Origin of the sequence: Caproiciproducens lactatisolvens (genome assembly GCF_052443335.1) — a bacterium.
Classification (GTDB): domain Bacteria; phylum Bacillota; class Clostridia; order Oscillospirales; family Acutalibacteraceae; genus Caproiciproducens.
The window spans coordinates 2,339,181-2,362,787 of the sequence record NZ_CP195750.1 but is presented as its reverse complement, the minus strand read 5'-3'; the positions used below and the strand labels follow the sequence as shown (position 1 = coordinate 2,362,787).

Annotated in this window: 23 protein-coding genes; 21 read left to right on the top strand and 2 right to left on the bottom strand. The window is 53.8% G+C overall.

Features of this window, described 5'->3' with window-relative positions:
- Nucleotides 1-134: 134 nt before the first annotated feature.
- Both ACRQV7_RS11515 and ACRQV7_RS11510 read left to right on the top strand, forming a co-directional pair.
- Nucleotides 135-2,174 (top strand): thioredoxin domain-containing protein, encoded by a 2,040-nt coding sequence (locus tag ACRQV7_RS11515; RefSeq protein WP_444658253.1) that lies wholly within the window; start codon nt 135-137, stop codon nt 2,172-2,174.
- Between the two features lie 63 nt (nt 2,175-2,237).
- The gene (locus ACRQV7_RS11510; RefSeq protein WP_275716427.1) at nt 2,238-2,681 is read left to right on the top strand and encodes an NUDIX hydrolase; all 444 of its coding nucleotides are present in this window, start codon (nt 2,238-2,240) and stop codon (nt 2,679-2,681) included.
- Here the strand turns inward: ACRQV7_RS11510 and ACRQV7_RS11505 are convergent.
- Nucleotides 2,678-3,250 (bottom strand): HD domain-containing protein, encoded by a 573-nt coding sequence (locus tag ACRQV7_RS11505; protein WP_275716429.1) that lies wholly within the window; start codon nt 3,248-3,250, stop codon nt 2,678-2,680. The two genes, ACRQV7_RS11510 and ACRQV7_RS11505, sit on opposite strands and share 4 nt — an antisense overlap.
- A gap of 353 nt (nt 3,251-3,603) precedes the next feature.
- Here ACRQV7_RS11505 and ACRQV7_RS11500 point away from each other — a divergent pair, with 353 nt between their 5' ends.
- The 3 genes from ACRQV7_RS11500 to ACRQV7_RS11490 all read left to right on the top strand — a co-directional run bounded on the left by ACRQV7_RS11500 (nt 3,604) and on the right by ACRQV7_RS11490 (nt 5,660).
- Nucleotides 3,604-4,359 carry a tRNA threonylcarbamoyladenosine dehydratase gene (locus ACRQV7_RS11500; RefSeq protein WP_444658252.1) on the top strand — a complete coding sequence of 252 codons (756 nt, stop codon included), beginning with the start codon at nt 3,604-3,606 and terminating at the stop codon, nt 4,357-4,359.
- Between the two features lie 93 nt (nt 4,360-4,452).
- Complete coding sequence (locus ACRQV7_RS11495; RefSeq protein WP_444657875.1) at nt 4,453-4,821, top strand: helix-turn-helix domain-containing protein; 369 nt, start codon at nt 4,453-4,455, stop codon at nt 4,819-4,821.
- A gap of 26 nt (nt 4,822-4,847) precedes the next feature.
- Nucleotides 4,848-5,660: an IS3 family transposase gene (locus ACRQV7_RS11490; protein ID WP_444657876.1), complete on the top strand. Its 813-nt coding sequence runs from the start codon at nt 4,848-4,850 to the stop codon at nt 5,658-5,660.
- Nucleotides 5,661-5,708: 48 nt separating this feature from the next.
- Here ACRQV7_RS11490 and ACRQV7_RS11485 read toward each other — a convergent pair whose 3' ends face one another.
- Nucleotides 5,709-6,386 carry a response regulator transcription factor gene (locus ACRQV7_RS11485; protein WP_444658251.1) on the bottom strand — a complete coding sequence of 226 codons (678 nt, stop codon included), beginning with the start codon at nt 6,384-6,386 and terminating at the stop codon, nt 5,709-5,711.
- Nucleotides 6,387-6,553: 167 nt separating this feature from the next.
- Between ACRQV7_RS11485 and ACRQV7_RS11480 the strand changes: the two genes are divergently transcribed.
- The 16 genes from ACRQV7_RS11480 to ACRQV7_RS11405 all read left to right on the top strand — a co-directional run bounded on the left by ACRQV7_RS11480 (nt 6,554) and on the right by ACRQV7_RS11405 (nt 23,501).
- Nucleotides 6,554-8,401, top strand: a complete 1,848-nt coding sequence (locus tag ACRQV7_RS11480) for an efflux RND transporter periplasmic adaptor subunit (RefSeq protein WP_444658250.1) — start codon at nt 6,554-6,556, stop codon at nt 8,399-8,401.
- Complete coding sequence (locus ACRQV7_RS11475) at nt 8,398-9,759, top strand: ABC transporter permease (RefSeq protein WP_275716437.1); 1,362 nt, start codon at nt 8,398-8,400, stop codon at nt 9,757-9,759. Before ACRQV7_RS11480 ends, ACRQV7_RS11475 begins: the two co-directional genes overlap by 4 nt.
- Nucleotides 9,760-9,773: 14 nt before the next feature.
- A complete protein-coding gene (locus tag ACRQV7_RS11470; protein ID WP_444658249.1) occupies nt 9,774-10,430 on the top strand; it encodes a hypothetical protein in 657 nt (218 codons plus the stop codon).
- A 17-nt stretch (nt 10,431-10,447) separates the two neighbouring features.
- Nucleotides 10,448-11,137, top strand: a complete 690-nt coding sequence (locus tag ACRQV7_RS11465; RefSeq protein WP_275716441.1) for an ABC transporter ATP-binding protein — start codon at nt 10,448-10,450, stop codon at nt 11,135-11,137.
- A 20-nt stretch (nt 11,138-11,157) separates the two neighbouring features.
- Nucleotides 11,158-11,784, top strand: coding sequence for a hypothetical protein (locus ACRQV7_RS11460; RefSeq protein ID WP_444658248.1), 627 nt, complete (start codon nt 11,158-11,160; stop codon nt 11,782-11,784).
- Between the two features lie 380 nt (nt 11,785-12,164).
- Nucleotides 12,165-13,763 (top strand): ABC transporter substrate-binding protein, encoded by a 1,599-nt coding sequence (locus ACRQV7_RS11455; RefSeq protein WP_444658247.1) that lies wholly within the window; start codon nt 12,165-12,167, stop codon nt 13,761-13,763.
- Between the two features lie 119 nt (nt 13,764-13,882).
- Complete coding sequence (locus ACRQV7_RS11450; protein ID WP_275716448.1) at nt 13,883-14,899, top strand: ABC transporter permease; 1,017 nt, start codon at nt 13,883-13,885, stop codon at nt 14,897-14,899.
- 6 nt (nt 14,900-14,905) lie between these two features.
- Nucleotides 14,906-15,820 carry a nickel transporter permease gene (gene nikC / locus ACRQV7_RS11445; RefSeq protein ID WP_275716450.1) on the top strand — a complete coding sequence of 305 codons (915 nt, stop codon included), beginning with the start codon at nt 14,906-14,908 and terminating at the stop codon, nt 15,818-15,820.
- 15 nt (nt 15,821-15,835) lie between these two features.
- A complete protein-coding gene (locus ACRQV7_RS11440; protein ID WP_444658246.1) occupies nt 15,836-16,822 on the top strand; it encodes an ABC transporter ATP-binding protein in 987 nt (328 codons plus the stop codon).
- Nucleotides 16,815-17,798: an ABC transporter ATP-binding protein gene (locus ACRQV7_RS11435; RefSeq protein WP_275716454.1), complete on the top strand. Its 984-nt coding sequence runs from the start codon at nt 16,815-16,817 to the stop codon at nt 17,796-17,798. The genes ACRQV7_RS11440 and ACRQV7_RS11435 overlap by 8 nt, the downstream gene beginning before the upstream one ends.
- Before the next feature lie 212 nt (nt 17,799-18,010).
- Nucleotides 18,011-18,448 carry a hypothetical protein gene (locus tag ACRQV7_RS11430; protein ID WP_444658245.1) on the top strand — a complete coding sequence of 146 codons (438 nt, stop codon included), beginning with the start codon at nt 18,011-18,013 and terminating at the stop codon, nt 18,446-18,448.
- A 360-nt stretch (nt 18,449-18,808) separates the two neighbouring features.
- Nucleotides 18,809-19,978 carry an iron-containing alcohol dehydrogenase gene (locus ACRQV7_RS11425; RefSeq protein ID WP_444658244.1) on the top strand — a complete coding sequence of 390 codons (1,170 nt, stop codon included), beginning with the start codon at nt 18,809-18,811 and terminating at the stop codon, nt 19,976-19,978.
- 167 nt (nt 19,979-20,145) lie between these two features.
- Nucleotides 20,146-20,865, top strand: coding sequence for an ATP-binding protein (locus tag ACRQV7_RS11420; protein ID WP_444658243.1), 720 nt, complete (start codon nt 20,146-20,148; stop codon nt 20,863-20,865).
- A gap of 19 nt (nt 20,866-20,884) precedes the next feature.
- Nucleotides 20,885-22,471 (top strand): hydroxylamine reductase, encoded by a 1,587-nt coding sequence (gene hcp / locus ACRQV7_RS11415; protein WP_444658242.1) that lies wholly within the window; start codon nt 20,885-20,887, stop codon nt 22,469-22,471.
- A gap of 10 nt (nt 22,472-22,481) precedes the next feature.
- Entirely contained in the window at nt 22,482-22,823 is a 342-nt protein-coding gene (locus ACRQV7_RS11410) for a cupin domain-containing protein (RefSeq protein WP_444658241.1), read from the top strand.
- Between the two features lie 252 nt (nt 22,824-23,075).
- Complete coding sequence (locus tag ACRQV7_RS11405; RefSeq protein ID WP_275716465.1) at nt 23,076-23,501, top strand: Hsp20/alpha crystallin family protein; 426 nt, start codon at nt 23,076-23,078, stop codon at nt 23,499-23,501.
- The last annotated feature ends 106 nt before the right edge of the window (nt 23,502-23,607 follow it).

Genomic DNA, 23,607 nt, shown 5'->3' with positions numbered 1-23,607 from the left:
GGAACGTGTTTGTCTCGCAAACTGAAATGAAAGTGCTGTAGGCTGTAGAATGAATTTCAAGTAAAAAGAATAAATATGGCATTCTTTTTCCTTTTGGGATACACTAAACGAAACAGAAAAAAGAAGGTGATTAAATGCCTGATACTGAAAACAGGGTGCCCAATCGGCTGATCCATGAAAAATCTCCTTATCTTCTTCAGCACGCCTATAATCCGGTCAACTGGTACCCGTGGGGAAAAGATGCCTTTGAAAAGGCGAAAACGGAGGACAAGCCGGTCTTTCTCTCTATCGGCTATTCGACCTGCCACTGGTGCCACGTGATGGAGCGCGAAAGCTTCGAGGACGACGAGGTCGCACAGGAGCTGAACCGGAATTTTATCGCGATCAAAGTGGATAAGGAGGAGCGGCCGGACGTGGACGCGGTTTACATGACGGTCTGTCAGGCGCTCACCGGCAGCGGCGGGTGGCCCCTGACCGTTCTGATGACCCCGGACCAGCGCCCGTTTTACGCGGGAACGTATTTCCCGAAGCATTCCCGGTATTCCATGCCCGGACTGATGGACCTGCTTGCTTCCGCCGCGCAGCAGTGGCGGGAAAACCGGAAAGAGCTTCTCGGCTCCGGCGAGCGCATTGCCATGGCGCTGAGGGGACAGACGGTGAAAAAAGCGGGAAGGCCCACAAAGGACCTTCTGGTTTCCGCCCGGTCATGGTTCCGGCAGACCTTTGACGGTCAGTACGGCGGGTTCGGAGCCAGCCCGAAATTCCCGTCTCCGCACAACTTGCTGTTTCTGCTACAGTATGCTATGCTGGAAAAAGACGGGGACGCTCTTCAAATGGCGGAAAAAACCCTGCGGCAGATGTACCGCGGCGGGATTTTCGACCATGTGGGCTTCGGATTTTCCCGTTATTCCACAGATGACAGATGGCTGGTCCCCCATTTTGAAAAAATGCTCTACGACAACGCCCTGCTGACCATCGCGTATCTGGAAGCGTTCCGGATCACTCAAAACGATTTCTATAGAGCGGTCGCCGTAAAGACATTGGAGTATATTCTGCGGGAAATGACGGACGAAAACGGCGGCTTTTACTGTGCGCAGGATGCCGACAGCGACGGCCAGGAGGGGAAATACTACGTTTTTACCCCGGATGAGATCGTTTCCCTTTTGGGGGAAAGCGACGGCCGGACTTTTATCGAATATTTCGGAATGACGCCCGGGGGCAATTTTGAGGGAAAAAATATTCTGAACCTGATCGGAAACCCCGATGCCGAGCGTCCGAATGAGGCAATCGAGCGGCTGCTTCCGAAGGTGTATGAATACCGCCTGACGCGTACGAAGCTGCATAAGGACGATAAAATCCTGACCTCCTGGAACGCGCTGATGATCACGGCGTTTGCCGATGCCTATCGGATTCTGGGGAATAACCGTTATCTGGCCGCGGCGGAAAAGGCGATGCGCTTTCTCCAAAGCAGCCTGACGGACGAACAGGGCGGCCTGCGGGTACGTTACCGTGACGGAGAAGCCGCGGGTACGGGCGGGCTGGACGACTACGCGTTTACCGTGTGGGCTTTGCTGAGCCTTTACGACGCAACCTACGATGCGGATTATCTTCAGCGGGCGGCGGAACGGAACCGGACCATGCTGGACCGGTTTTACGACGGGGAAAACGGCGGCTTTTACCTTTCCGCAAGCGACGCGGAACCGCTTATTTACCGCCCGAAGGAAACCTATGACGGCGCGATTCCGTCCGGCAACTCCGCGGCGTCCCTCTGTCTAATAAAGCTGGCGGCGCTTACCGGGAATCTGGCTTTGCAGGAGGCCGCGGATCAGCAGCTCCGCTTCATGGCGGGCGCCGCGCAGGAATTTCCGGCGGGACACAGCTTTGCGCTGACGGCCATGACGGCCGCGCTGTACCCCTCCAGGGAAATCGTGTGCGTGGTAAAGGACGGCGCCGATTTTGAACAGGTCAGATCCCTGCTGCATCAAAAAAGAATGCCCAACACCACCGTGCTTGTAAAGAACGCGGAAAACGCGGAGCAGCTGGCAAAGCTTGCGGAATTTACGGAGGAATATCCGCTCGGGGAAGGCCGGAGCGCTTATTATATCTGTCAAAACAACGCCTGCTCGCCCCCGGTTTACGATCTGAAAGAGCTGGAACAAAAACTGTCGCAATAAAAGACTCCGTGCGAAACCTGCTGGTTCCGCACGGAGCGATTTTTGAAAAGAGGAAAAGAACTTATGGTAAAAGTAGGATTTCATGATTTGGACTATGTGAAGAACGACAGCCTCAAATATGCCATCATTGCGGCGCGCATGGGAGAGAAATGGATTCTCTGCCGCCATAGGGAACGGACAACCTGGGAAATTCCGGGCGGCCACCGTGAGAACGGAGAAGATATCCACGACACCGCGAAACGGGAGCTGTATGAGGAGACGGGCGCGGTGGAATTTCAGATCAAGCCCGTCTGCATTTATTCGGTGGAAGGGGAGGACGACCTGATACATAATGCGAAACCCACTTACGGCATGCTGTTTTACGCGCAGGTGGAATCCCTTTCTGATTTGCCCGCCGATATGGAAATGGCCGAAATCCAATTTTGCGCGGCGCTGCCGCAAAACCTTACCTATCCACAGATTCAGCCCGTGCTGTGGCGTTGGATCGTCAAAAACGAAAAGCTTTAAACGGTTTGCACCGCGTCCTCGCAGGAACGCATGGCCAGAATGGTCTGCTCAATCAGGTAATCCAGCTCCCAGCCGAGCATCTCCGCGCCGCGCCCGATCACTTCCCGGGAGCAGCCCGCCGCAAAATTCAGGGTTTTGTACTTCTTTTTGACCGATTTCAGTTCCAGGTCCTGTACGCTCTTCGAGGGGCGCATCAGCGCAACGGCGCCGATCAGCCCGGTGAGCTCGTCGACGGCGTAAAGCACCTTTTCCATCGTGTGCTCCGGCTTGATATTCACGGTCAGCTGGTACCCATGGCTTGCGGTCGCGTGGATGATATCCTCGCTGACTCCCCTTTCGCGCAGGATGGCCTGTCCGCGAATGCAGTGCTCGTCCGGGAAAAGCTCAAAGTCCAGGTCGTGCAGGAGCCCGACGATGCCCCAGAAGTCCTGTTCCTCCTCAAAGCCGAGCAGTTTGGCAAAATATCTCATGGTCCCCTCCACAGTGAGGGCGTGTTTCAGATGAAACGGGTCCTTGTTGTACTCCGTAAGGAGGGCCCAGGCCTGCTCCCGCGTAATGTTCAAATCCATTTTCCGCATCCTTTCCGCAATCAGCCCGCTTGCTTCCGGCGGCTCTTCTGCCGGACGGGGTTTTGCTGACATTTTATTATTTTGTCTTTTATCATACTGTCGCCCGGATAAAATGTCAATCTATTACCGCTTTGATAGGAAAAGACTTTTTATTTCAATAACCGATTGATAAAGGCCGGCTGTTACGGTATAATTTGTTCCGTGAGATCTATAGCAATTCCATTTCAGTTTGCGGGATAATACACGTTCCTCCCCCGCCTTCGGCGGGGGAGGAACGCAACTTTGCTGCGGAATCAATTGGAAATGCTGTAATGATAAAATTAATGATGACTGAATATACAGGTGGGAAAGAAATGTTAAATGAATTTTCGAGGACGGAGCTTTTGCTGGGGGCTCCCGCAATGAAAAAGCTGCAGGAAGCGGCGGTGGCGGTGTTCGGAATCGGCGGGGTCGGTTCCTACACGGCGGAAGCGCTCGCAAGAAGCGGGATCGGCGGCATCGCGCTGTTTGACGACGACAAGGTCTGCCTGACCAATATCAACCGTCAGCTGATCGCCACGCGCAAAACGGTCGGCAGGGCAAAGGTAGAGGTAATGCGCGACCGGATACTGGAAATCAATCCTTCCGCAAAGGTGGAGATTTTCCCTATGTTTTATACGGCTGAGAACGCCGATACCGTCGACCTGTCCCGATATTCCTATGTGGTGGACGCGATCGACACCATCTCCGCCAAGCTGATCCTGATTGAAAGGGCGAAGGCTGCCGGTGTTCCCGTCATCAGCTGTATGGGGGCGGGGAATAAGCTTGACCCCACAAAATTCGAGGTCGCCGATATCTATCAGACTTCCGTCTGTCCCCTTGCGAGGGTGATGCGCAATGAACTGCGTAAACGGAACATCCCTTCCCTGAAGGTGGTGTATTCCAAGGAGCCGCCGATGACGCCGATCGACGACGACGCCACCAGCTGTAAATATCACTGTATCTGCCCGCCGGGCACAAAGCGCAAATGCTCCATCCGCCGTCAGGTGCCGGGCAGCGTTTCTTTTGTTCCTTCCGTCGCGGGACTGATTCTGGCGGGGGAAGTCATCAAGGATATCGTCCGGGAATAAAACAGAAAACAGCAGGAGCGGGATCGAAATGAACTGCACCCCAAAAGTTAGACAGTATGATATACTGAAACTAACGGAAGGGGTGCAGTTTTTATGCCCAAAGGAATACCACTCAAGAAGTATACTGGTAAATTTAAGCAGCTGGTAGTAGAAACAGTCCGAAAGGACGGATTAAGCTATCGTGAAGCAATGCGCATATTTGAAATTGGCGGAGCAGAACGAATCAAGAAATGGGAACGAATTTATCTTGAAGAGGGACCGGCAGGGTTGTATGTCGAGCGTCGAGGCCGAGCCAGTGCCGCCAGCGGAACCCAGAAAGGCCGACCACCAAAACTGGACAAGCAGATGGAAGAAGATCTGATCGCAGAGAATCAGCGACTGCGTGCAGAGGTGGCGTACCTAAAAAACTTGCAAGCCTTGGTTTTGGAAGACGAGCGAAAAGCGCGCAAAAAACGCTGGTGATTCGAGGACTGAGGCAAAGTTATTCATTGGAAATTCTGTTGGAAGTGGCTCAGCTTGCGCGCTCGACTTACTACTACCATGAGAAACGGCTGGCAAAGGCAGATAAATACGGCAACGCCAAAGAGGGCATTGCCGCAATTTACCACGAGAACAAAGGGCGCTATGGCTACCGGCGTATTACCGCAGAGCTGCGCCGCCGCGGTTTCCCACTAAACCACAAGACGGTGCAGCGGCTGATGAAGCAGCTTGGCCTTGTCTGCCGTGTACGGATGAAGAAGTACCACTCTTACAAGGGCGCGGTTGGCAAGGTTGCGTCAAATCTGCTGGAACGAAACTTCGAGGCGGAAAAGCCAAACCAGAAGTGGGTGACCGATGTCACAGAATTTAGTCTGTTTGGGCAGAAGCTCTATTTGTCACCAATTCTTGACCTGTGTAGCCGTGATGTTGTAGGTTACTCAATCTCGGACAAACCAGCGCTCTCCATGGTGACAGAAATGCTGGACAAGGCTTTTGCAAGAATTCCAGACGGGACAAACCTGATCCTGCATTCCGACCAGGGCTGGCAATACCAGCACAAGCAATACCAACGTATGCTCAAAAAGAAAGGCGTCCGGCAGAGTATGAGCCGAAAAGGCAACTGCCTGGACAATGCCGTGATTGAGAACTTTTTCGGTCTGCTCAAGAGCGAACTGCTATATTTACAGACTTTTGAGTCCATGGAGCATTTTAAAACTGAACTCGTCGATTATATTGACTATTATAACTACCGCCGCTCCAAGGCAAAGCTAAGGGGCCTGCCGCCTGCTCTTCACAGACAACAAGCCCTCTCGGCTGCCTAATTAAAATATTTGTCTAACTTTTTGGGGTCAATTCAAAATCCCGCTCCTTTATTTTTCGCCGGTCATCAGCTGATAGCCGACGTTTTTGATGCAGTGAATCCGGATGCCGGAATGAATCCGTTTCAGCTTGTGGCGCAGATAGGTGATGTGTACCTCAAGGCTGTTTTCCGCCGTGGAATTTTCAAAGCCCCAGAATTTCGTCAGTAAATTTTCCTTGCTGCTGACATTGTGTCCCTGCAAAAGAAAGAATTTCATCAACTCGAATTCCTTGTTGGAAAGGGGGACGCTTTCCCCGGTGTCGGACAGCTCATAGGTGCTCAGGTTCAGCCTCAATTCACCGAAGGACAGGGTGTCCGCAATCAGCTCCCCCTTCCTGCGGGAAACCGCGCAGAGCCTTGCGAGCAGCTCGGCTTCCGCAAACGGCCTTTCCATAAAGTCGTCGGCGCCGCCGTTCAAGCCGCGGACCTTGTCGCTGACGCCGCATTTCGGCGACAGCATCAGGATGGGGACACAGTGGCCGGCTTTCCGTATCTGCTTAAGCACCTCCAGCCCGCTGCAGTCCGGCAGCGAAACGTCCAGAATCACCGCGTCGTAGATGCCGCTCATCGCTTCATCGGCTCCGTTTTCCCCGCTGGAAACGGAGAAATATTCAAAACGGTTCCGGTTCAGCAGCCTGCCGATTTTTTCCGCGATTTTTTTATAATTCTCTATGAGCAATATTTTCATCCGAATCCCTCCATCCGCCTTTCCTATATTATAGCAGCAGCGCATTTTTCGCATGTGATGGTCTTGTGAAGATGCGCTTAAATTTATGTGAAGCGCCGAAAATTTAGGTTTCGATTAAGGTTAAATTCCTATAATTGGATGTAGAAAGCGGAAATTGGAGGTCAGTTATGAAAGATAAAGCACTCAAAATAAAGAATAAGGTATTCAGTTTGGTTCAGAATCACAAAAAATTGTGTATCATCATCGCCTCGGGCACCGTCCTGGGCGTTGCTGTTCTGACGACGGTTCTGCTGTATCTCCACCAGATCAAGGCTTCGCAGAATACGGTCAATTACCGCGAGTATACCGTTGAAAAGGGCGCCGTAACCGTGGGCACCAGCGAAAGCGGCACGGTTGCGCTGGATGAGCAAACTGTTTCGTTCCCAGTGGATGTCACCATCGACAGCGTGCTTGTGAAGGTGGGCTATTCGGTCAAGGACGGGGAGTCGCTGGTAAAGCTGGACCAGAACAGCGTGACCGACGGGACGCTGGATTCCCGCACGAAGCTGGCGGAGGCTAAGCTTTCCCTTGAGCAGGCTCTTGCCGATCAGGACAGCAAGCTCAAGACCGCGAAGCTCACTTATGAGAAAAGCAGGTCGAACGCCGCCAACGCGTATACACAGGAATATCTGGACAAGGCGCAGATTCAGAACGACGTCGCTTCCGCCAAGGAGGATCTCAAGGAAAAGCAGGACGACCTTACGAAATACCTCGCCTTACAGAAAAGCTACCCCACGGATTACGCCAAGCTGAAGCAGCTGAAAAAGTGGAGGGACGACACGGAAACGACAAAGAGCAGCTACGAGGATCAGCTGGAGCAGTATGAAAAGGACCACAAAGCGGCGCTGGACGGACTCAGCTCTCTGGAGTCGGCGAAGAATTCCGCGTATTCCGCGTGGGTCCTGGCCAAAGCGCAGGACGACGGGGAAGACGAGGCGGAAACGGAATACGACGCGGCAAAGGACGCCTACAACGATTATGCCGACTACATAGCCTCTACGGTTTCCGCAAAAGAGGCGCTGGAAACGAAGGTGTCCCTTTACACGGCGGAATATGAAAACTATTCCTCGGCTTATGACGATTACAATGAAACCTTCCGGAGCAAGTACGGTTCCAGCTCCAGCAGCAGCGACGACAGCGATACGGCGGCTTCATCGGATGAAATCGACTCTAAGGTGACCTCGCTCCAGAATGAAGTAAAAACGGCTCAGTTTGCGCTGGAAAAAGCGCAGAAATCCGCGGCCGGGAGTGTCGACGAAGCGGAGCAGACGCTGCAAAGCAGCCTGATCGACGGCTCCGGCGCCGAAGCAGCCTATGAGCTGACGGCCAACCAGCTCGCGCAGGCGGTTTCCACCCAGCAGGAGACGTACGACAGCCTGCAAAGGGAACTGGACGACGTCAACAGCGCGATTAACGGAGACGGTGTGCTTACCTCTCCCTGCGACGGAATCGTCGTTGCGGTCGGCTACACCGACGGAAGCGACGTGAAGGCGGGGGAAGCCATTATCACGATTGCCAAAACCTCCTCCGTCAGTATGTCCGTTTCCCTGTCGGAAGAGGATGTCACCGACCTGTCCATCGGTCAGGACGCGGAAATCACGCTGACCTCGTACGACGGCCAGACCTTCCCCGCAACGGTGGAAAGCATCGCCGCTTCTCCCTCGCGCAGCGGGTCCGCTTCCGTTACCTATGCGGTCACGGCAAAGATGACCGACCCCAATACGAAGAAAGTGTTTGTGGGCATGAGCGGGGAAGTCGAGTTTATCAAGAAGCAGAAAAAGGATGTGCTGTATGTTTCCGATCAGGCCGTTACCTTTGAGGACGGCGTTTCCAGCGTGCTGGTGAAAAGCGCGGACGGTACGACCAAAAAGACGACGGTGACAACCGGGTTTTCCAACGGGCAGTACGTTGAAATTGTAAGCGGCCTGCAGGAAGGGGAAACCGTTCTGGTCGAAAGCGCGGTGACAAAGTCATGAGATTCAGTGAAATCCTTCATCTGGTATGGATCAATATTCTGGAAAGCAAAACCAAGGTCATGCTGACCTCCCTCGGGATTATCGTCGGCGCCGCGACCATCGTGCTGGTTATTGCCATCGGGCACGGCGGAGAGGTGGACGTTCAGGAGCAGTTTAAAACCCTGAACGTCGGCGCCATCAACGTGACCGTCAGCACGCAGGCCGATATGGCCGACGCGATGGCCGGGATGATGCCACCGGGGGATATGGGCGGCGGAGGCGGTTTCAGTGGCGGCTTCAGCGGCGGAACCCAGAGAAGCTTCAGCGGCGGAAGCCGTACCGGCGGGAGCGGAGGCGGCGGAATGCCGGGCGGCGGCCAGATGGGCGGGGGAGGCACCGCTCAGAAGGGCGTGACCCTGACCACGACGGATGTGGAGGATATCCTCTCTTATGTGCCCGATCTTTCATCCGCGTCGATCGTCCTCAGCGGAACGGGCGCGGTGCTGACGGATAATCTGGACGAGGAGACGGATGAGACGATCGTCGGCTGCCTGCCGGAATACCAGAATATCAGCAATCTGGAGCTGCTGCAGGGCGATTTTATTACGCAGGACGATGAGGACAGCAAAAATAAGGTCGCGGTGATCGGCAACAGCCTGGCGAAAACACTGTTCGGCAGCGCGTACGCCGCTTACGGCGACGTGCTGACCATCGAGGGGAAAACCTATACGGTGGTCGGCGTGCTTTCGGAAATCGGAACAGTTTCGTCCGGCGTCAGCCCCGACGATTCCATTTATCTGCCCTATTCCACGGCGCAGAAATTCGTACTTGGCAGCACGGCCACCCCGTCCATTATGGCGATCGCTTCGGATGTGAAAGAGGTATCCAATGCCATGGCGAATATTACGGCGGTGCTGACGGAAAATTATCCGAACGGAAGATTTACCCTGACGGACGCGGGCAGTGAAATGGAAGCGGCGACCACTTCGGCGAACACGCTTTCCATGCTGCTGATCGCCGTCGCGATCATCGTATTTATTGTGGGCGGTATCGGCATTATGAATGTGCTGTTTGTGTCGGTCAGAGAGCGCACGCAGGAGATCGGCATTTTAAAGGCCCTGGGGTGCAGCAAGCGGGAAATCCTGCTGGAATTTCTGGTGGAGGCAAACTTCATGAGCACCTTCGGCGGGGTGCTCGGCGTCATTGTCGGGTTTGCCCTTGTACCGGCGGTGCGCATGGCCGGAATGACGGTGGAGCCGCTCGCCGTGAGCGGCGTTCTGGCGCTTGCGTTCGCGGTGGTGACCGGCACGGCGTTCGGCTTTTATCCCGCCTATAAGGCGGCTCAGCTCACGCCGATCGAAGCTTTGCAGCAGGAATAAAAGGAGGAGTAAACATGATAAAAAGAAGAACAGTATGCGTCCTCATGGTTCTGCTGGTTGCGGCCGCCGCTCTCACCGGCTGCTCGTCGGGGAAGACCTCCCAGAACGCCGGAGAGAAGACGGAGTCCGGACTGAACCGTGAAAACCTTCAGGAAGGGACGCGTACGGGCACAAAAGACAGCGGCGCAAAAGGGGATTCCTCTTCGCAGTCGCAGAATCAGATCATCGGGAAGGTGACTTCCATTGTCGGGAATGAAGTGGAGCTGGAGCTCGGAACGATGTCCGGGGAAAGCGGTTCGGGGGAATTCGTATCCTCCGGAGAAACGAAGACGCTGCTGATTCCCGTGGGGCTTTCCCTGTCGGGCTCCGGTACGGGGGGTACGGCGCAGGCCGGGGGAACGGCCGGAGTAGGTGAGGCGGGCGCTCAGCAGGGAGGCGCGCCGGGCGGAACCGCCGCCGGGCAGACCGGGACAGGGACGTCTGCCAACCGGTCGGGTTCGGCCAAATCCGGCTCCGCCACCAAGACAACGGCCGGTACCGCAGCGGCGGGAACGGCCACGAAACGCACGAGCGGATTTTCCAGTATTACCGCGGGAATGGTCCTGCGGATCTCGCAGAAGGAAGTCAACGGAACGCTGACGGTCGTCAAAGTGGCCGTTGTATCGAAATAAACAAAGGGGCGCCGGAAATGGAAAATATCATTACCATGAATAAAATCCACAAATGCTATCAGGTAGGCGGCGACACCCTGGATGTGCTCAAGCATATTTCACTCGATGTGGAGTCGGGCGAATACCTTGCGGTTTTAGGGCCCTCCGGCTCCGGAAAAAGCACGCTGATGAATATCATAGGCTGTATGGACAGCTTTCAGGACGGAGAATATTTTTTGACGGGACAGCCGGTCCATCAGATGAACGACGCGCAGCTGACGCATCTCAGAAATCAGCAGATCGGGTTTATCTTTCAGAAATATCACCTGATCCAGAAGTACGACGTGCTGCAGAACACCATGCTTCCCCTGCTGATCCGCGGGGAAACCCGCAAAAAGGCGGAGGCTCTTTCCAGGGAAAGACTGGAGATGCTGGAAATGGATCAAAGAATCCACCATAAGCCGAACGAGCTTTCCGGCGGCCAGCAGCAGCGGGTCGCCATCGCCCGCGCGCTGGTCGGCAGGCCGAAGCTCCTTTTGGCGGATGAACCGACGGGCGCGCTTGACTCCGCAACCGGCAAGGAGGTTCTGAAGCTGTTCGGCCAGCTCAATGAAATGGGAAACACCATTGTGATGATTACTCATGACCTGCATGTGGCGTCTCATGCGAAACGGGTCATCAATATTATCGACGGCGAGCTTTTTGAAAATGAGACGGCTACGGCCTGATGAGAAAGGGAGGAACTGCCATGATAAAGAAGATGAGGACCGCGGTACTGGTTCCGGTCATCGCGCTGCTGCTCGCAAGCTTTTCCGCCGCCGCTTTTGCGGATTCGGCGCTGAACGACGAAGACTGCGCCGCGTCGGTCACACTGAATGAGATTTCGCTGGTGCAGAACACCAGCTATGTCAGCGAAGCGTATTTCGGGGTCATTTATCTGCGGGTCGACGACGACAGTATCGTCAAGGCTTCGGCGGACTCACAGGGGCATGTGGTGATGACCGCCGTCGCCGCCGGTACAACCAAGGTACGGTACTATTACAGGACCCTTGCGGAGAGCGACTGGACAAGCGCGGCGGTGCCCGTCACCGTAACGGGTTCCTCCGCGGCTCCTGCCGTTTCGTCCTCGGGACTTGTGTTTTCCCAGAGCAGTGTGAAAATCGCGAAATTCGGCGACTATACGCCGGACAATATTACGCTGAACGGAAATAAGGTGGAGGCTTCCTCGCTTTTGTGGGTGTCCTCTTCCACCGGCGTGGCTGCCGTAGACGCGTCCACCGGCAAAATCACGGCAGTGGGCGGGGGCACCGCGGTCGTTTATGCCATAGACCCCACGACAAAAGCCGCGGCGGATATCAGCATTTCCGTCTATTAATCCCGGTCATAAAGACGTAAAACGCCGGGGATTTTGGGAAGATATGCCGCTTGTACCGATCGTGAAAAAACCATCGAAACAGGTCTGACAGGAATATTCTTTGCTGCTTTGTGCAAATGTTCCATAGGAACCTGTAATTCCCATAAACTATTGGCATTATTCTGCAACTTTACTCTTGCAAACTTGCAAATAAAATGATAGAATAGGCTTGTTTAAAGCAAAGGCGCTTGACTGATGGTGTTAGGCGCCTGTCTTTTTATCCCATTGCTTTCCCCATTTACAGTGTTTTGGCTTAAAAGCATGACTGTGAAACTCTGTAAAAGCGCAACCCTGTTAAAGCAAAAAATCGGATAAAAGAATGATGAAGAGAGGTTTTAACGATGAAAAAGAGCAAAAGACTGCTGGCTGCCGTTCTTGCGGCAGTGATTGCCTGCGCGGGCCTGACGGCTTGTGCGGGCGGCAGTAAAAGCAGTACCGCGGCGGAGAGTGGCGTGGCATCTGCGGCAGATACCAGCAAAAGCAGAGCACAGGACACCCTGATCTACGCGCAGGGCGCCGACCCCAGAGGTCTGGACCCGGCGCTCGTGGATGACGGTGAATCCGCGAAGATCATGGTAAACATTTACGAGGGCCTTTTGAAGTACGACAAAGATTCCACAAAGGTTCTTCCTTCCCTTGCGGAAAGCTGGGATGTCAGCGACGATGGTCTTACATACACCTTCCATCTGAAAAAGGGCGTCAAATTCCAGGACGGCACCGATTTTAACGCGGAAGCCGTTAAATTCAACATCGACCGTCAGCTTGCCCCGAACGTAACGGAAGATATGGGCTACGCCGGATTCGTATTCGGCTCCGTCAAGGATGTTGAAGCCGTGGATGAAAACACGGTTAAAATCAACATGAAAGCCGCCTGCACACCGTTCCTCAACAACCTCGCCATGTGCCTGGGCGCGCCGATGGTCAGCCCCAAAGCGCTGAAGGACAACAACAATAACGTCAATGAGCATCCTGTCGGCACCGGCCCGTACAAATTCGTAAGCTGGACCAAGGGCCAGAACGTTGTTCTGACACGCAACGATGAGTACTGGGGAGACAAGGCTCTGACAAAGAACGTTATCTTCAAGTTCATCAAAGACAACTCCGCAAGAGTGGTTGCCCTGAGCAACGGCGAAGCCGATATGATCGACGGAATCGACGCGACGGTTGTCAGCCAGATCGAAAGCGCGGGCAACAAGATTTACGAAGCTCCGGGCATGAACATCAATTATCTGGCTTACAATACTACCAAAGCTCCTTTCACCGACGCGAAGGTCCGCGCGGCAGTTTCCCAAGCCATTAATGTTCCCGAACTGGTCAAGAGCCTTTATCAGGGTTATGCGGACCCCGCCACTTCCGTCCTGCCTACCTTTATGGAGGGCTACGACGAAAGCATCAAGCAGGTTGCGTTTGACCAAGCGGCTGCGAAATCCGCCCTCGCCGCAGCAGGCGTAAAGACGATTCACATGATTACCTATACCAACCCGAGACCGTATAACACCGCAAACGGCCAGGCGCTGGCAGAAGCGATCCAAGGCTACCTGCGCAACGCGGGCGTGGAAGCCACCATCGACGCTTATGACTGGACCACCTACAAAGAGAAGGTCAAGGCAGGCGATTACGATGTCTGCTTCTACGGCTGGACGGGCGACAACGGCGACCCGGATAACTTCATGAACCTGATGGCCGACAAAGACCCGACCATGAACGTTGCCCGCTATGACAATGCCGACTTCAAAGCGATGATTGCGAAAGGACTTGCCACGAAGGCCGGCGACGAGCGCAACAAGATTTATACGGATCTTGAAAAGAAAGCTGCCGAAGAAGCCGTGTGGCTCCCGATTTCCCATGGCAAGACTCTTTGCGGCTACAGAAGCAACGTAAAGGATTTCTACTACCACATGACCGGTGTTGTATTCCTTTCCGGTGTTTCCAAGAGCTAAACTGGTGTTTGTAAACAAAACGCAGATCTCTGTTTGAAAGGATTCTATGGATTGCCGGAGGTTGTTCAATACGACTTCCGGCATCTTGTTTGTTATGATACAACGAAAGGTTGTTGTAAATGTTCAAGTATATCGTCAAGCGCATATTGATGCTGATTCCCGTGCTGCTGGGAGTTTCGGTCATTGTGTTCTTAATCATGCGGGTTTTTTCACCGGACCCGGCCCCGATCGTTCTGGGGCAGCACGCTACGGTGGAAGCCGCCAACGCGTGGCGCGCGGCAAACGGTCTGGACGCCCCGCTCTATATCCAGTTCTTTAACTTCATCAAAGGCGCCGTCACCGGCGACCTTGGGACCTCGTACTACACAAAAACGCCTGTTACACAGGAAATTTTCTCGCGCTTCCCGGCCACAATCGAGCTTGCGCTTGCCGCTATTATTTTCGCGTCCCTTTTCGGCATCATCATCGGCGTTGTTTCCGCGGTGAAAAAGAATTCCTTTTTTGACCACGCGGGAATGGTGCTTGCCCTGATCGGTGTTTCCATGCCGATCTTCTGGCTGGGTATTCTGCTGATCATCCTGTTTGCGGGCGTATGGCATATCCTGCCCTCCGGCGGCCGGATCGACCCGCTTCTGCAGCCCATGGCGGCTTCGGGCTTCTACCTGATCGACACGCTTGCCATCGGGGATACGGAGGCTTTTGTCGACGTGCTCCGGCATTTGATCCTTCCGGCGCTGGCGCTCGGCATGTACTCCATGGCGATTATTACCAGGATGACCCGTTCCAGCATGCTGGAAACGCTCAATCAGGATTACATCCGTACGGCGCGGGCAAAGGGCGTGTCCGAAGGCAAGGTGATTTCCCACCATGCGCTGCGCAACGCGATGATCCCCGTCACAACGGTCATCGGTCTTCAGCTCGGCTCCCTTTTGGGCGGCGCGGTTTTGACGGAAACCGTCTTTTCCTGGCCGGGTATCGGCAATTATACCGTGGAATGCATTCTGAAATCCGACTTCCCCGTCGTACAGGGAGTCGTGCTTCTGATCGCGTGCATCTTCGTGCTCATCAATCTTGTCGTAGACGTTGTTTACGCGTTTATTGATCCCCGCATCAAATTTTCCAAGAAAGAAGGTTAGCTTGTTATGACACAGAAAAAAGCAGAGCAGCCGCAAACAGAATCCTCATCACAGGCAGCCGTCGTTCTCGAAAAACCGGAATCCCAGTTAAAAGAGATGTGGGAATCGCTTTGTGAGGACAAAGCGGCGATTACGGGCCTCATTGTCATTGGGTTCCTCGCGCTGCTGGCAATCTTCGGGCCGCTGATTATGCCGTACGATCCGAATTTATCGGATATGACCAAGAGCTTTATTCAGCCGAACGCCGAGCACTGGTTCGGAACCGACCAGCTTGGCCGCGATATTTTCAGCAGGATCATTGCCGGTACGCGCATTTCCCTTACCGTCGGCCTGAGTGCGGTCGCCATTTCCCTGACGGTCGGCGTCGTGCTGGGCTCCATTGCCGGGTACAAAGGAGGAAAGACGGATACCGTCATCATGCGCTTTATGGACATGATGCTCGCCATCCCCTCCATCCTGCTGGCTATCGCCTTTATGGCGGCACTGGGCAAGGGCATCGATAAGGCGGTTATCGCCATCGGTCTGGTTTCTATCCCCGAATACGCGCGCATTGTGCGCGGCTGTATCCTGTCCGTCAAAGAAAACGACTATGTGCAGGCGGCCAGGGTCATCGGAAACAAAAACAGCCGCATTATTTTCAAGCATATTCTTCCGAATGTGCTTTCCTCCATTGTGGTCAGGGCGACGCTGGGAATTTCCACCGCGGTTCTTGACACCGCCGCTCTGGGCTTTCTGGGCCTCGGCGTGCAGCCGCCGGCGGCTGAGTGGGGCGATATGTTAGGCAGAGCGAGGGGCTTTATCTTCACCGCGCCCTACACGCTCATTTTCCCGGGCATTGCCATTACCCTGACGGTTCTGGCGTTCAATCTGCTGGGCGACGGTCTGCGCGACGCGCTCGACCCGAAATATAGAAAGAATTAGAGGCGGTGAAGTTTTATGTTGCTTGAAGTAAACCATTTAAAAACGGAATTTCAGCTGAAACATGGCACCGTCAACGCCGTGGACGATATCAGCTTCTCATTAAATAAAGGTGAAATCCTGGCGATCGTGGGAGAGTCCGGCTCCGGAAAGAGCGTAACGTCGCTTTCCGTCATGGGCCTTGTTCAGGAGCCGGGCAGGGTGACGGGGGGAGAAATCCTGTTCAAGGGCGAGGACCTCCTGAAAAAGAGCAAGTCGGAAATGCAGGCGATCCGCGGAGACCAGATCTCCATGATCTTTCAGGAGCCGATGACTTCGCTCAACCCCGTATACCGCATTAAGGACCAGATCATGGAGAGCATCATGACGCATATGAAGCTATCCAAAAAAGAGGCGTGGGAACGCGCCGTCCATATGCTCGACATCGTGGGCATTCCTTCCCCGGCGGAGCGCGCCAGGGATTACCCGCACCAGATGAGCGGCGGGATGCGCCAGAGGGTCATGACCGCCATGGCGCTCTCGTGCCGCCCGGAGCTGCTGATCGCCGACGAACCGACCACCGCGCTGGACGTGACGATTCAGGCGCAGATTCTCGACCTGCTTTATCACATGCGCGAAAAATTCAACATGGCCGTCCTGCTGATCACCCATGACCTTGGCGTGGTGTCGGAGGCCGCTGACCGCGTCATCGTGATGTACTGCGGGAAAATCGTTGAGGAAGCGGATGTGAAAACACTGTTTGAAGAGACGATGCATCCCTATACGCTCGGCCTGCTCCGTTCCATCCCCAGGCTGGAGGATGAGAGCAGCGAACCGCTCTATATGATTAAGGGCATGGTGCCGAATCCGCTGAAAATGCCGTCCGGCTGCGCTTTCTCCGACCGCTGTGACCGGTGCATGGACTGCTGCCGCGAAAAGATGCCGGCACTGGTTGAAAGGGACGGCCATAAGGTGCGCTGCTTCCTTTACGGAACGGAAACAGAGGAGGCGGAAAAGCATGAGTGAAGTATTGGTAGAAGTGAAAAATCTGGCCAAGTATTTTAATCTGGAAAACGACTTTTTCGGCCGCCCGACCAGCGTCCTGAAAGCGGTGGACGACGTGTCGTTCGCCATTCATAAGGGCGAGGCCTTCGGACTTGTCGGCGAATCCGGCTGCGGGAAAACCACGATCGGCAAAATGCTGGTCAATCTTTATACCCCTACGCGCGGACAGATTATTTTTGAGGGCACCGACCTGACCAAGCTGTCCGAAGAAAAGCGCCGCGGATTCTGCAAGGATATCCAGCTGATTTTCCAGGACCCCTATGCTTCGTTAAACCCGAGAATGACGATCGGCGATATCATTGCGGAGCCGATCAAAATCAACAAGCTGCTCCCCGGCAATGAGATTGAAAAAAGGGTCACTTATCTTCTGAACTGTGTCGGACTGGCCAACCATCAGAGGAACCGCTACCCGCATGAGTTTTCCGGCGGACAGCGTCAGCGTGTCGGCATTGCGCGCGCTCTCGCCGTACAGCCGAAGCTGATCGTGTGCGACGAGCCGGTTTCCGCGCTGGACGTTTCGATTCAGGCACAGGTTCTGAACCTTCTGGATGAACTGAAGGCAGAATTCGGCCTGACCTATCTGTTTATTGCACACGGCCTGAACGTCGTGAAGCATATCAGTGACCGTGTGGGCGTGATGTATCTGGGAAAGCTAATGGAAGTCGCGCCGAAGAAGGAACTGTATTCCAACCCGCTCCATCCTTATACGCAGGCTCTGCTTTCCGCGATTCCGTTTATTGGCCCGACAAAATCCAAGCAGCGCATTATCCTGACCGGCGACGTGCCGAGCCCGATCAATCCCCCCGAGGGGTGCCGCTTCTGCTCGCGCTGCTTCAAAAAAACGGACGAGTGCGACGGATATACGCCGCAGCTCCGCGAAGTGTCCCCGGGACATTTCGTTTCCTGCCGCCTTTACGACGAGTCAGTGTCCTCCTGATTGATGAACCGGCAACCGGACTGTTTTTCAGCAGTCCGGTTTTTTATGTAAAATAATTCGATTATGTTATTAAGTTTGACAATTATATTCATAAGTTTTATTATGAGAATAAAGAACAGTCAATGATAAGGAAGCACTATCCTTAATGACTGTTTCATTTTGGACGAGCGGAAAAAGTCGGCTCGGATTTTTGGAAAAGGAGTTGTTATCCTATGCAGATAAATTCAGTGACAGCTTCCCCGGTCTGGAAGTATTCTTCAAACGAAAAGGGCAAGACTTCACAGACGGCTCAGAATCAAAAGTACCTGATCTTTGATTCTACGCCGGAAGAAGTGGTTTCCAAATATAATATCAATCAAATCAGCGAAGAGGAATACAGCCAAATGACAAGGGAACTCTGGCTGAATAAAAATGAAGAGTCAAAACAATTGGGAAGAGCTTTGATAGGGAATCAGCTGATGGATGATCCAACAACCAATTTCTCTGCTACCGATGGACAAAATATGCTTTGTTTTGCCAAGGACGGAAGCGGTGCAAATGTGCTGGATGCGGTTTTGGAAAAGTATAAACAGCAGCTTTCCTTAAACAGCGACAGCGCATCGACCTATTTGAAATTATATCAAACTTTATGGGATCTAAGTGAAAAGTAGTCGGGATTATCTGCTTATTTCTCAGGGACTCCCTGTCAGGAGTATTTTCCGCGAGGATAATTACAGCATTTCCAGCTGATTCTGCAACAAGGTTGCGTTCCTCCCCCGCCTTCGGCGGGGGAGGAACGTGTTTTTTTCGCAAACTGAAATGGAGTTACCGGAAAGCTGTTTTGCGAACAAGAGGGCGGAAAACGGCTTTTTTATCTGGAGTTACATAAAAATCCAACAGGGAAATCATACTAAGATAAAATGAATAAAACACCTTGAAAATTGTGGAGTGAAGTGGTATGATAATAATCAAACAAAGATTGTTATACTTTTAACAATTATGAATAAAAAATGAATTTAGGAGGAACATTTATGGCACGATTCACCTTACCAAGAGACATCTACTTCGGACCGAACGCAATCAGCGAGCTGAAAAATCTGAAGGGCTATCAGAAAGCTTTTATTGTGACCGGCGGCCATTCCATGAGAAAAACCGGGTTTCTGCAGAAGCTGGACGATGTTTTGAAGGACGCCGGCCTGCAGACCTTTATCTATGACGGTGTCGAGCCGGACCCGTCTATCGAAAGAGTATACGACGGCGCCAAGGCCATGCGCGAGTTTGAGCCGGACGTGATCGTTGCCATCGGCGGCGGTTCCCCCATGGACGCTGCAAAGGCGATGTGGGTGTTCTACGAATATCCGGAGAAAACCTTTGACGATATCAAGAATCCTTTCACCATGCCGAAGCTCAGAAAGAAAGCAATTTTCGTCGGCATCCCCTCCACAAGCGGGACAGCTTCGGAAGTGACGGCTTTCTCCGTGATCACGGATTATTCCACCGATATCAAATATCCTCTTGCCGACTTTGAAATTACGCCGGATATTGCGGTCCTGGATTCCGATATCCCGATGACCATGCCGAAAACCCTGACCGCGCATACCGGTATGGACGCCCTGACCCATGCGATCGAAGCCTATGTTGCCTCCGCCCGTTCGGACTTTTCCGACGCGCTGGCGCTCAAGGCGATTTCCAGCATCTTTGACAGTATCCTTGATTCCTACCACGGCGACGCCGAGGCGCGCGGCAAAATGCACATCGCCCAGTGTCTTGCCGGCATGGCGTTTTCCAACGCCCTTCTGGGAATCTCGCACAGCCTTGCCCATAAGACCGGTGCGGTGTTCCATATTCCGCACGGCTGCTGCAACGCCATCCTGCTGCCGAACGTCATCCAGTACAACTCCAGAGTCTGCATGGAAAGATACGCGCAGATTGCCAGGGAAGTCGGCCTGCCGGGCGCTACGGACAAACAGCTGACCAATTCCCTTGTGGAAGCCGTCCGCGAGCTGAACAAAAAGCTCCAGATCGCCCAGACCTATCAGGCAAACGGCGTCAGTGAGGAAGACTTCAAGGCGCACTGCAAGGAAATTGCGGTCAACGCCGTCGGCGACCCCTGCACGGGCTCCAACCCAAGGGAGACCGACGCGGACAATATGCTGAAAGTCCTTACCTGCGCCTATTACGGCGAGGACGTCACCTTCTGATTTTGGACAGTTTATAAAACGGCATCATCCCTTAAAGCGTCCGGCTTCGGCCGGGCGCTTTTTCCTGTCCGATTTTTTATAAAAATTTAATTTTGTAGCCATGGATACCGAAATAACGGAAGCTGAATGATATACTGAGGCCAACAAAACAAATGGAGGAACAATGTATGAAAAGACATATCGTTCAGATTGATTCTGAGAAATGCAATGGCTGCGGCCTGTGCGTCAGCGCCTGCCGGGAAGGCGCTTTGCAGTTGATAGACGGAAAAGCAACCCTGATCAGCGACAGCTACTGCGACGGGCTCGGAAACTGTCTTCCCGAATGCCCGACCGGCGCGATCCGGATCATTGAGCGCGAAGCCGGGGAGTACGATCAGGAAATGGTAGACGCCAAAATGAAACAGAAGGCAGCCCGGCCTCCCTTCGGGGGATGTCCGTCCGTGCGCATGAAGACGTTTGACCGCTCGCCCGCCCCGGCCCAACCGGAGACTCCGGTCCGGTCCGCGGCTCCGGCGGCCGCCCGTTCGGAGCTGCGCCAGTGGCCGTGCCAGCTGAAGCTGGTCGCGCCGAACGCCCCGTATTTTGAAAACGCGCACATCGTCGTCTGCGCGGACTGCACGGCTTATGCCTGCGCGAATATTCATCAGTTTATGAAAAATAAAATTACGTTAATCGGCTGCCCGAAATTGGACAACATAGATTACAGTGAAAAGCTGACGGACATTCTGAACCTGAACGACATTCAAAGCATCACCGTGGTGCGTATGGAAGTGCCCTGCTGCGGCGGAATGGTCAACGATGTGAAAACCGCTCTGCAGAATTCCGGGAAAATGATCCCGTGGCGTGTCGTTACCGTCGCTACCGACGGTGAAATATTAGAAAACTAATTGAAGGAGGAAAAGGAAGATGTTTTGTTTTCAGTGTGAACAAACCGCCGGAGGAACCGGATGCACCAAAATGGGGGTCTGCGGCAAAAGCAGCGTGACCGCCGATTTTCAGGATGAGCTGACCGGCGCGCTGGTCGGCCTGGCCAAAGCGGCGGGGAATTCGGGCAGGACCAAAAAATCGGATGAACTGATTCTGCGCGGCCTGTTTATGTGCATTACCAACGTGAATTTCGACAATGAGGCAATCGAGGCTCTTACCGCAGAGATCAGGAAGGAAAAGAATTCGCTGACGCCCGGCTGCGCTGCCTGCGGCTCAAAATGCGGCGGCACCGACGACCTTGATCTAAAACAGCTTTGGAACAGCGGCGAGGATGTCCGTTCGCTGAAATCCCTGCTTCTGCTCGGTATGAGAGGAATGGCGGCGTACGCGTATCACGCCTATGTGCTGGGTTATACCGACGACGAGGTGACCGGCTGGTTCTACAAGGGGCTGACGGCGATCGACTATGAGCAGGACCTGCCCCGGCTTCTGGAGCTTGTGATGGAGTTCGGCCGGGTGAACCTGAAATGCATGGCTCTGCTGGATCGGGCCAATACGGAGTCGTTCGGCAATCCCGTGCCGACCGAAGTGAGCAATACGATTGAGAAAGGCCCGTTCATTGTTGTTTCCGGCCACGACCTTTCCGATCTGAAACAGCTTCTGGAGCAGACAAAGGACAAAGGGATCAACATTTATACACACGGCGAAATGCTGCCCGCGCACGGTTATCCCGAACTGAAAAAGTATCCGCACCTGAAAGGCAATTTCGGTACCGCGTGGCAGAATCAGCAGAAGGAATTTCTCAATGTCCCGGCGCCGTTCCTGTTTACGACAAACTGCCTGATGCGCCCCATGCCGGCCTATGCCGACAGGGTTTACACGACCGCGGTGGTCGGCTATCCCGAAATGCCCCACATCGGCGAAGGGGACGGTAAAAAGGATTTCGGCATCGTGATCGAAAAAGCGCTGGAGCTCGGCGGATACGAGCAGGACGTGCATATGCCCGGCATCAACGGCGGAGAAAAGCTGATGACCGGCTTCGGCCACAACACCGTGCTGTCGGTTGCCGACCAGGTGATCGGGGCGGTGAAATCCGGCGCCCTGCGCCACATTTTCCTCATCGGCGGATGCGACGGCGCAAAGCCCGGCAGAAACTATTACACCAAGCTGGTGGAGCTTACCCCGCCGGATTCTGTCGTTCTGACCTGCGCGTGCGGAAAGTACCGCTTCAACGACCTCGACATGGGAACGCTCGGCGGACTGCCGCACATCATGGATATGGGCCAGTGCAACGACGCCTACTCCGCGATCAAGGTTGCGGTCGCCCTTTCGGAGGCTTTCGGCTGCGGCGTCAACGACCTGCCGCTGTCCATCGTGCTTTCCTGGTATGAGCAGAAAGCGGTCTGCATCCTGCTGACCCTGCTGTCGCTCGGCATTGCCAATATCCGCCTGGGCCCGACGCTTCCCGCGTTTGTATCCCCGAATGTGTTTAAAATACTGGTAGAGAAATTCAACATCATGCCGATCACCACACCCGAACAGGATCTGGCCGCCATGCTGAAATAGGAGGTACCGTATGCAAAAAAATTATATTAAAAATATCGATTTTGCAACCGCGCTCACTCTGGCGGAGCTGGTAACCTATCAGCCGGGCCAGGTCGTCAGCAAGACGCTGGCGCAGAACCCGGCGGTCAGCCTGACGCTGTTCGCTTTTGACCAGGGGGAGGAGATCAGCTCCCACGAGTCGAACGGCGACGCGATGGTCATTGCGCTGGACGGAGAGGGCGAAATTACCATCGGTTCCGAGAAGCATCTTCTCAAAGCCGGACAGACCATCGTCATGCCCGCGAAAACGCCCCACGCGGTCTATGCTTCCCAGCCGTTCAAAATGTTTCTGGCAGTCGTGTTCCCCGATTGATCCTTCCTCCGTCAGGACCGGCCTTTCGGTGATTTCGTGTCGCCCGAGGGCCGGTCTTTCTTTTTCCTAAAACAGGATTTTTCCCGTTCCAATCGGATATTTTGATTAATTTTAGCACTCTAACAACAAGAGTGCTAAAATTAATAATTTGGTCATATTTTATATGATTATTTTTCACAATCATTGGATATAGTAAGAATTGTTAAAGGAAGTAAGGCTTCCGGAGAACAAAATCAATATATGGAGGTTTTGATGATGTTTGATTTAATGCCGTTTGGACGCAGGGAAAACAACTTGTTCAGCTATTTCGACAATCTGGAGAAAAACTTCTTCGGCGATCTGTCGCAGAGCTTTTCCGCTTTCCGTACGGATGTGATCGATAATGGCGACAAGTATTTGCTGAAGGCGGAGCTGCCGGGCTTCAAGAAGGAAGATATCAAGATTGATATCGAGGGCGACAGGCTGACCGTCAGCGCGGAGCACAAGGATGAGACCGAGGAGAAAAAGGAAAATTACATTCGCAAGGAGCGCAGGTACGGCGCGTTTTCCCGCAGCTTTGATATTTCCGATGTCAAAGCCAATGAAATTTCCGCGGAGTACAAGGACGGAATTCTGGAGCTGAGCATGCCGAAGGTGGAAACCGTGGTGCCCGAAAGCCACAGAATAGAAATCCGCTAAAAGCGAAGACCAAAAGGGCCGGCCGGGGAAGATCCCGGGCGGCCCTTTTCGTCTGTTTTACGGGCCTTTTGCTCTGTCTGTGGAGCCGTACGGCAATTGCTTTCCC